Here is a 7703-nt window from a genome sequence, read left to right as displayed (position 1 = left end):
CGCGGATACTTACTGGGACGTCCCATAAGACAGATCCTTCCAAGGAATCCTGTCTCCGGACACACCGGGGCGAGTCACTTGTCAGCGCTTCACACTGCTCGTGACGGTGAACTTCGACGTGCGATGAACCTGCTCAGTCGGGCCGATCAGACGGGTCAATTCTGGTCGATAGGCGAGAGAAGAATTGAACACTGTGAGCAGTTCGCCACCGGGGCGGAGCACGCGCGCGGCGGCCTCGAAAAGCCGAGTCGCCGCCCCACTGTGCACGCTCGCGCCGAGATGGAAGGGCGGGTTCAGCAGGATCAGATCCGCACTGGCATCCGGCAGCTCGGAGGCGGCGTCGTCGTGCGTCACGATGACGCGATCCTCCAGCCCGTTGGCGGCCATGGTTGCGCGGGCGGACTGAACCGCCGCCGCCGATCGGTCGGTCGCCGTGATCCGAGCCTCCGGGTGCCGCATCGCGAAGAACGCGGCGAGCGCACCCGTCCCGCATCCGAGGTCCACGACAGTCACCCCATCGCGCCCCGCCGCTCTGGGATGACGGCCGCCGAGCACATCGAGCAGCACCCGGGTGCCGATGTCGATCCGGTTGGCGGCGAATGCTCCGCCGTGCGCCACCAGCTCGAGATCGAACTCGGCGTGCCTGGAATGCTGGGGATAGGGCGGCCGAACAGGGACTTCCCTGGATTCGGTCGCCATGATGAGGCGCGACTTCCTCTCGGCGCGCTGCGCCTGCACCACCCCGAGACTACGGCCGATCACCTCGTTCTGCGTCACGGTCATGTGCTTGACGCGCCCGCCGGCGATGAGCGTCACATCCGGCGCCGCCCATCGGGCAACCGCATCGGCGAACTCCTCGAGTTCGGCGAGCGCCTTGGGCAGCTGCAGCAGCACGAGCCGTGCTCCCGACAGCAGCGATTCGTCGAGCTCGTGCGAGGAGAACCCCGCAATCCCGAGCTCCGACGCATTGCGTGCGAGCGCGCGACGACCGGTCGCCAGGTCCTGGTGCACGCGGATCCCGTGCAGCCCGGCGGCGGTCAGCGCGAGGGTGATCGCGCCGTATTCGTCGCCGATCACCGTGATCGCGGCTCCGTCGATCCCCGCGGCGAGTGCGCGCTGGACGAGCAGTTCGTCCGTGGCATCCCACGCCTGCAGGTTCGGAGCCTCGACGTCGGGGAAGCGCCGCAGTGCGGCATACGAGAAGTCCACCCATTCAGCCTACGAGCAGGCGCACCGCGAACCGTGTCACTCCGTGCGGAAATCGATGGTCTTGTGGCTCCCGTCGCAGAACGGCTTGATCGTCGAGATGCCGCACCGGCACAGTGCGACGGTCTTGCGGTTCTGCGGGATCGGCGCACCGTCGGCATCGACGAGATCGATCTCTCCGCGCACGAGGAGCGGGCCGTTCGGGCAGGGTGTGATCGAGGCGCTCATGCCGACGCTCCGCCCCGGATGGCACGGGCGACGTCGGATTCACGCAGCGCCGAGTCTCCGCTCTTCCACTTCTCGAAGATGTCGTCGGCCGCCCACCCTTCGACGGCGAGGCAGGCGGCGGCGCCGAAAAGGATGTCGGGCAGCAGCTCGGGCTCGTCCTCGGCGAGCGCGCCCGCCAGGTCTCGCGCGGCGATCTGCTCGTGCACGGCGTCCGCCTCGACATGCTCGTCGTAGTACTCCGCGACCTCATCGCCGAACCCCACCCGTCGAAGCCCTTCCGCGACGAAGCGGCAGGGAATGGACGATGTCATCTCGAAAGCGGCGAGGTGCCCGACCGCCGCGCCGCGCAGGCGCCGGTTCATGCCGAACATGGTCATGACGTTGAAGGCGGCGAGTGTGATCGCGGGCGCTGCGTCGACATAGCGGCCGTAGGCGTCGTCGAGTCCGGCGCCGCGCAGGGTGCGTCCGTACATCACCTGGTGCACGCGCTGCGGATCTCCCCCGCCGTACTCGTCGGCTTGGATCTCGAGCATCGCGGCCTTCGTTCGCCCGGTCAGACGCGGGATCGTCCACGAGTGCGCGTCCGCTTCGCGCAGCGTGTAGATGCTGTGCAGGGCGAGGTACTCCCGCGCCTGGGCGACATCGGCCTGGCGCGCGATGAAGCGCGCGAGGTTCGGCCCCGGAGTCGGCCGCGTCATGTCGAACAGTGCCTCGGCGACATCCGTCGCTCGAGCGCGCGGCGTATCGGGCATGCTGATCTGCGCCCGCAGCGCGCTTTCACAGACTCTTTCGATCGCCGTGCGGGCGACGATCAGCCGCGGATCCCATTCCCACTGCGCTCCGACCTGGTCGAGGGATCCGTAGCTGATCGCGTACATCAGGAAGAGAGCGAGCTGGATGTCATCGTCACGCACCGGGTCCTCGACGCTGACCGCCTGCCGGACGAGACCGCTCAGGCATTCGACGGCCTGTTCGTCATCACCTTCGGCCGCCCCCAGAACACTGAGGACCGCTTCGCTGAGCGGGCCGCGCGCCTCGATCGATACGCCGCCGATCTTCGCAGCGAAGGTGCGAGGCGCCGTAGCCATGTGGGTCACTGTCATCCGCCTTTCTGGCGAGGCGAGGCATTCCGCCGCCGTGGTGACGACCATAGGCGCGGTTCTGCAGAAGCCGAGGGGTCTTGACGACAGGTCGACCGAGCAGTTATGGCACCCCCTCTTGACGTGCGAGAGGTTAAGTGGTTACTTGGTCGAGTAGCTAACCACATAAGCACCGCGGAGGCATCGTGATCGAAGAAGGCAGAGCGCTCTTCCTCCAGATCGCAGAGAAGATCGAGGACCAGATCCTCGACGGATCGCTGGGCGAGGAGACCCAAGCGCCCTCGACCAACGAGCTCGCCGCCTTCTACCGCATCAACCCCGCCACCGCCGCGAAGGGAGTAGCAATGCTCACCGAAAAGGGCGTGATCTACAAACGCCGCGGCATCGGGATGTTCGTCGCCGACGGCGCCCGCGCCGCCCTCCTCGGCGAGCGCCGATCCGCCTTCGCCGACCGCTTCATCGACCCTCTCCTCGCCGAAGCCCGCACGCTGGGCCTCGACGCCGAGGCCCTCGCCACTCTGCTGCACGAACGCGCAGCAGCCGTGGCATCCGACACCGAAGGGAAGAACGCATGACCGCCGTCATCGAGGTTCAGAACCTCACCAAGCACTACAAAGAGACCAACGCGCTCGACAACGTGTCGCTCACCGTCGAGGGCGGGGCGATCTACGGCCTGCTCGGACGCAACGGCGCCGGCAAGACCACCCTCATGTCGATCCTCACGGCTCAGAACTTCGCGACGTCCGGTGAGGTGCGCGTCTTCGGCGAGCATCCCTACGAGAACGCCCGCGTGCTCAGCAGGATCTGCTTCGTCCGCGAGAGCCAGAAGTACCCCGACGATGCGACGCCCCGCCATGCCTTCCGTGCTGCGAGCCTCTTCTTCCCGAACTGGGATCAGGCCGTCGCCGACCAGTTGATCGCCGACTTCCAGCTGCCCATGAAGCAGACGATCAAGAAGCTCTCCCGCGGTCAGCTCTCAGCTGTCGGCGTCATCATCGGCATCGCCTCGCGCGCCGAGATCACCTTCTTCGACGAGCCCTACCTCGGCCTCGACGCGGTCGCCCGTCAGATCTTCTACGACCGTCTGCTGGAGGACTACTCCGAGCATCCGCGCACCATCATCCTCTCGTCGCACCTCATCGATGAGGTCTCCAACCTCATCGAACGCGTGATCGTCATCGATCGCGGACGCATCCTCCTCGACGAGGAGACGGATGCTGTGCGCGATCGGGCCGTCACGGTCGTGGGCGATGCGGCCCAGGTGGATGCCTGGGCGGCGAACCGCGACGTGCTCCACCGGGAAGCGCTCGGACGCGTGGCATCCGTCACCGTGCTCGGGCACCTCTCCCCCGATGACCGGGCGGAGGTCGCCGCATCCGGCCTCGATCTCGCCCCCGTCTCCCTGCAGCAGCTCATCGTGCGCCTGACCCAGAAGGCCGGCGCGGAAAGTCAGGAGGTCCGCTGATGTCCCGCACGCTCAACGTCATCCGTCTGCAGCTGATCAACAAGCAGACCTTCATCTGGGTGCCGCTCATCATCCTCGCCGGCGCCGCCGTCATCTCCATCCTCATCTACGCGATGATCCCGACCGACGAACCGAAGTACGGCGGCGGCGGGCAAGCGCCGCTCTGGTACTTCTTCGCGATCGGAATGTCGGCGATGACACTCACCTTCCCGTTCTCGCAGGCGATGAGCATCACACGGCGCGAATTCTTCTTCGGGACGATGCTCACGGCAGTCCTCGGCAGCGCGCTGATGGGCATCGTATTCCTCGCCGGCGGCGGCATCGAGCTGCTCACCGACGGGTGGGGCATGAACGGCTACTTGTTCTACCTGCCGTGGTTGTGGGAAGCCGGCGCGGGAGGGGCCTTCGTCGTCTACTTCGTGCTCGCCCTGTTCTTCTTCGTCGTCGGCTTCACGGGCGCGACGATCTACAAGAGCTGGGGCCCGACGGTGCTCACCATCGCCTCCATAGCTCTGGCTCTGATGATCGTCGGCGTGGTGTTCCTCGTGACGCGCCTCGAGCTGTGGGGTCGGGTGTTCGCCGGGATCATGGATCTCGGCGCCCTCGGCCTCGCCCTCTGGGGCCTCGTCGTGGTCGTGGCACTGTCCGCACTGTCGTTCCTCGCCTTCCGGCGGGCACATCCGTAGAGCCGGATGCTTTCATGAAGGGCTCGATCCGCGAGGTCGGGCCCTTCTGGCGCGGCACGGGGGCGGATGCCGGGTCAGATCGTGTCGTCGGCGGCGATGATGTCGAGGGTCCAGGTGCGGGTATCGGGAGCGGCTTCATCATGCGCCTCGGTGACCTGTTTGATCACGTCGTGGATGCGCTTCTCCAACTCGACGTACTCATGCGGGGTCAGCCGGAGGTTGACCTGCGAGAACGTGCCGTGCACGTCCGGGTCGCGCCCGGTGACGTATTCGGGCACCCAGGTGACCACCCGCCGCACCATGTCGATGTGGTCGTCGACGAGGGCGCTCATCAGCGCGCCGCCGAGCAGCTCGTCCTCGACGGGCCGCGCGGGTGAGCCGATGTTCCAGGATCCCTCGATGGCCTTCCAGACGCGGTCGCGTTTATCGCGAGCGTGCTCCGGGGCCTCTTCGATGAGTCCGGCATCCGCGAGGACACGCAGGTGGAAGCTCACACTGTTCGCCGGAACCCCGAGATCTGCGGCGATGTCCGCTGCCCGCGCGTAGTCGCGCTTGACCAGGGTTTTTGCAATGCGCCGGCGCATCGGGTGCGCGTATGCCTTCAGCATCGCCGTCGTCGCGTGCTTCGCCTCAGGGTACGGATCTTCGATCGTCACGTCATCCGTCATGCCCCAATCATATCCGCACCCGGTATTGCGCAAGAATACTTGCGCAACTTCTCTTGCGCATTTACGATCGGTTCCATGACCACCACCGCCCCGACCCACCGGCTCGCCACGAACGGCCGATACGTCACTTGGCTCGTGAGCGACACGGCCAAGGGCGTGGCCTCGGGCCTTTTCGGCTTCGCGGTGCCGTTGATCGCCCTGTTCATCACGGATGATCCGGCCCTGGCCGGCGTGCTCGGCGCGGTCGGCATGGCGGTGCGCACCGTCACCACCATCTACGGGGGCGTGCTCGCCGACCGGCATCAACGAATCAGCATGATGGCGATCGGATCGACCATCGGCATCCTGCTCGCCGCATCCTTCACCGTCCTGGCCCTCGTAGACGCGCTCACCTTCACTTCGCTCATGGTTCTGCAGGTGCTCCTCGCCGCCCGAGCAGGCCTCTTCGACATCGCCGGAGAGAGCGCGATCAAGGAGATCGTCCCCGACGACGCCATGGGCCGCGCCCAGGCCGCCAACCAGGGACGCGACGCGGTACTTCAACTCATCGGAGGCCCGCTCGGAGGAGCTCTTCTCGCCGCCGGCGCCTGGCTCATCGGCGCTGCGATGAGCGTGTTCCACGCCGTCGCCGCTGTCACGGCATGGATGCTGCTGCGCTCGGGCCGTCGGGAGGCGTCCCGCCCATCGGAGGCTGACGGCGTGTCCCGACTCGGCGAGGACCAACCCGCCGCGCCTCTCCCGATCGACGGCACGGCCAAACCGAATGCGCTGCGGGAAGTGCGCGCGGGATTCAGCTGGCTGATCTCCCGCCCCGACCTGCGGTGCGTGCTCTTCGTCGCGACCATCATCAATCTCGGCTTCAACACCGCGCTGACCTGCGCCATCTACGCCCTGCAGCAAGAAGGCCACCCGCCCATCACGATCGGCCTGTTCGCGACGGGAGCCGGTGTCTCGATGCTCTTCGGTGCCCTTCTTGCCCCGACGATCGTCGCCCGGGTCCGCGCCAGCGTGATCATCATCGCGGGGCTCGCCGTTGCCGCACTCGGGGTTGCGGGCATGATCGGCACAACCGAGCCGCTCGCCCTGACGATCCTGCTCGCGTTCACGGTCTTCTTGATCCCCGCGTTGAATGCGGCACTGATGGGCTACTTCATGGTGGCGACGCCCAGCGCTCTCCTCGGCCGCGCGAACAGCGCCAGCGCCGTGCTGGGAATGGGCGCCATGCCCCTTGCCCCGCTGATAGCGGGCTTCGGCGTGAGCTGGTGCGGACGCGGGCTCACTCTCGTCACAGCATCCGCCCTCTGCACCATCGCCGTCCTTCTCGCCGCCACCAACCGGGCACTGCGCGCCCTCCCCGCCGAGGCCCGCTGGGCGGCGCACGCCGCCCAGTTCGCCGACGCCTGATCGCGCATACTTGACTCTGACACCGTGTGAGGCAGGAGAACAGGGACATGTCCATCGAGATCTTCGAGAAGCCCCTGCCAACGGTGCGCTTGGCAGCCCGGCGCCACGTCGTCAGATCGCAACCGGAGATCGCCGGTGTCGTCGGTCCGGCATTCGACGCCGTGGCATCGATCATCGGCGACGAGTGCGGTTCGCTGCAGACACCCATCGCGCAGTATGCGAGCATCGAGGACGGCACAGAGGTCGTCGCCGGGTACGCCTACAACGGCCCGGCACAGCCGGGCTTCGAGCTCATCGACCTGGATGCCGCCGAGACAGCCGTCTGCGGCATCCACCTCGGCACGATGGACCGCATCGCCGTCAGCTGGCAGGCCCTGCACAACGAGATCATCGCGCGCGGCTACACCCCGGACGGCCCCTGCCGCGAGCTCTACGTGCGCGCCGTCTCCGACGATCAGTCGGACTGGGTCACCGAGCTGCAGCAGCCCGTGACCCGCGCCTGACGGCGCTCAGGACCACGATCAGAGCGCGCCGGTGAGCGCGGCGATGCCTGCGATGACCGACACGAGCGCCAGCACCATTGCGATCGCGATGAGGATCGCGTGCACCTTCATGAACGCGGTGGCCTTGCCGGCCTCGTCACGGGCGCGAGGATCGTTCGCGACGCGCTTGTAGAACTGCGGCCAGACGATCACGTTGAAGGCGGCATTGAGGAACAGCAGCACGGCGAGAGCAATCACCTGATCAGCGTATCAACCGGATACCTGCCCTTAACGAAGAAGAGCCATCCCGGAGACCGGGATGGCTCAGCACGCGAAACACGCGTTAACGCAAGAAAGCCACCCAACAATGGGTGGCTCTCTCACTTAAAAAGAAGTTCGGCGGTGTCCTACTCTCCCACAGGGTCCCCCCTGCAGTACCATCGGCGCTGTGAGGCTTAGCTTCC

The 7703-nt window shown here is 66.7% G+C and carries 10 protein-coding genes and 1 rRNA gene; 5 read left to right on the top strand and 6 right to left on the bottom strand.

The features are described 5' to 3' along the window. Window positions 1-81 precede the first annotated feature (81 nt). From ACWAUG_RS13195 to ACWAUG_RS13185, 3 genes are read right to left on the bottom strand one after another with little or no spacing between them, the layout of a single operon-like run. Complete coding sequence (locus ACWAUG_RS13195; RefSeq protein ID WP_460802774.1) at window positions 82-1209, bottom strand: class I SAM-dependent methyltransferase; 1128 nt, start codon at window positions 1207-1209, stop codon at window positions 82-84. 36 nt (window positions 1210-1245) lie between these two features. Then, on the bottom strand, window positions 1246-1434 hold the full coding sequence (locus ACWAUG_RS13190) for a CDGSH iron-sulfur domain-containing protein (protein WP_298040760.1): 189 nt from the start codon (window positions 1432-1434) through the stop codon (window positions 1246-1248). Next, a complete protein-coding gene (locus tag ACWAUG_RS13185) occupies window positions 1431-2522 on the bottom strand; it encodes an iron-containing redox enzyme family protein (protein WP_460802772.1) in 1092 nt (363 codons plus the stop codon). The genes ACWAUG_RS13190 and ACWAUG_RS13185 overlap by 4 nt, the downstream gene beginning before the upstream one ends. Before the next feature lie 197 nt (window positions 2523-2719). On the opposite strand from ACWAUG_RS13185, the gene ACWAUG_RS13180 reads away from it, so the two are divergent. The 3 genes from ACWAUG_RS13180 to ACWAUG_RS13170 are packed head-to-tail and all read left to right on the top strand — an operon-like array spanning window position 2720 to window position 4685. After that, window positions 2720-3109, top strand: coding sequence for a GntR family transcriptional regulator (locus ACWAUG_RS13180; protein WP_460802771.1), 390 nt, complete (start codon window positions 2720-2722; stop codon window positions 3107-3109). Next, window positions 3106-3999: an ABC transporter ATP-binding protein gene (locus ACWAUG_RS13175; RefSeq protein WP_460802769.1), complete on the top strand. Its 894-nt coding sequence runs from the start codon at window positions 3106-3108 to the stop codon at window positions 3997-3999. Before ACWAUG_RS13180 ends, ACWAUG_RS13175 begins: the two co-directional genes overlap by 4 nt. Continuing rightward, window positions 3999-4685: a hypothetical protein gene (locus ACWAUG_RS13170; RefSeq protein ID WP_460802768.1), complete on the top strand. Its 687-nt coding sequence runs from the start codon at window positions 3999-4001 to the stop codon at window positions 4683-4685. The genes ACWAUG_RS13175 and ACWAUG_RS13170 overlap by 1 nt, the downstream gene beginning before the upstream one ends. 74 nt (window positions 4686-4759) lie before the next feature. On the opposite strand, the gene ACWAUG_RS13165 is transcribed toward ACWAUG_RS13170, so the two are convergent. Then, a complete protein-coding gene (locus ACWAUG_RS13165; protein ID WP_298041594.1) occupies window positions 4760-5353 on the bottom strand; it encodes a winged helix-turn-helix domain-containing protein in 594 nt (197 codons plus the stop codon). 75 nt (window positions 5354-5428) lie between these two features. On the opposite strand from ACWAUG_RS13165, the gene ACWAUG_RS13160 reads away from it, so the two are divergent. Next, complete coding sequence (locus ACWAUG_RS13160; protein ID WP_460802766.1) at window positions 5429-6757, top strand: MFS transporter; 1329 nt, start codon at window positions 5429-5431, stop codon at window positions 6755-6757. A gap of 47 nt (window positions 6758-6804) precedes the next feature. Continuing rightward, on the top strand, window positions 6805-7260 hold the full coding sequence (locus ACWAUG_RS13155) for a GyrI-like domain-containing protein (RefSeq protein ID WP_460802765.1): 456 nt from the start codon (window positions 6805-6807) through the stop codon (window positions 7258-7260). A gap of 18 nt (window positions 7261-7278) precedes the next feature. Here the strand turns inward: ACWAUG_RS13155 and ACWAUG_RS13150 are convergent, their stop codons facing one another. Next, the gene (locus tag ACWAUG_RS13150; RefSeq protein ID WP_298041600.1) at window positions 7279-7497 is read right to left on the bottom strand and encodes an SCO4848 family membrane protein; all 219 of its coding nucleotides are present in this window, start codon (window positions 7495-7497) and stop codon (window positions 7279-7281) included. A gap of 136 nt (window positions 7498-7633) precedes the next feature. Then, window positions 7634-7703 (bottom strand): 5S ribosomal RNA (rrf, locus tag ACWAUG_RS13145); the annotation flags it as partial.

This window comes from Microbacterium sp. GXF6406 (assembly GCF_054798215.1).
The sequence above is the reverse complement of the archived record's forward strand: the minus strand, read 5'-3'. Positions and strand labels throughout refer to the sequence as shown.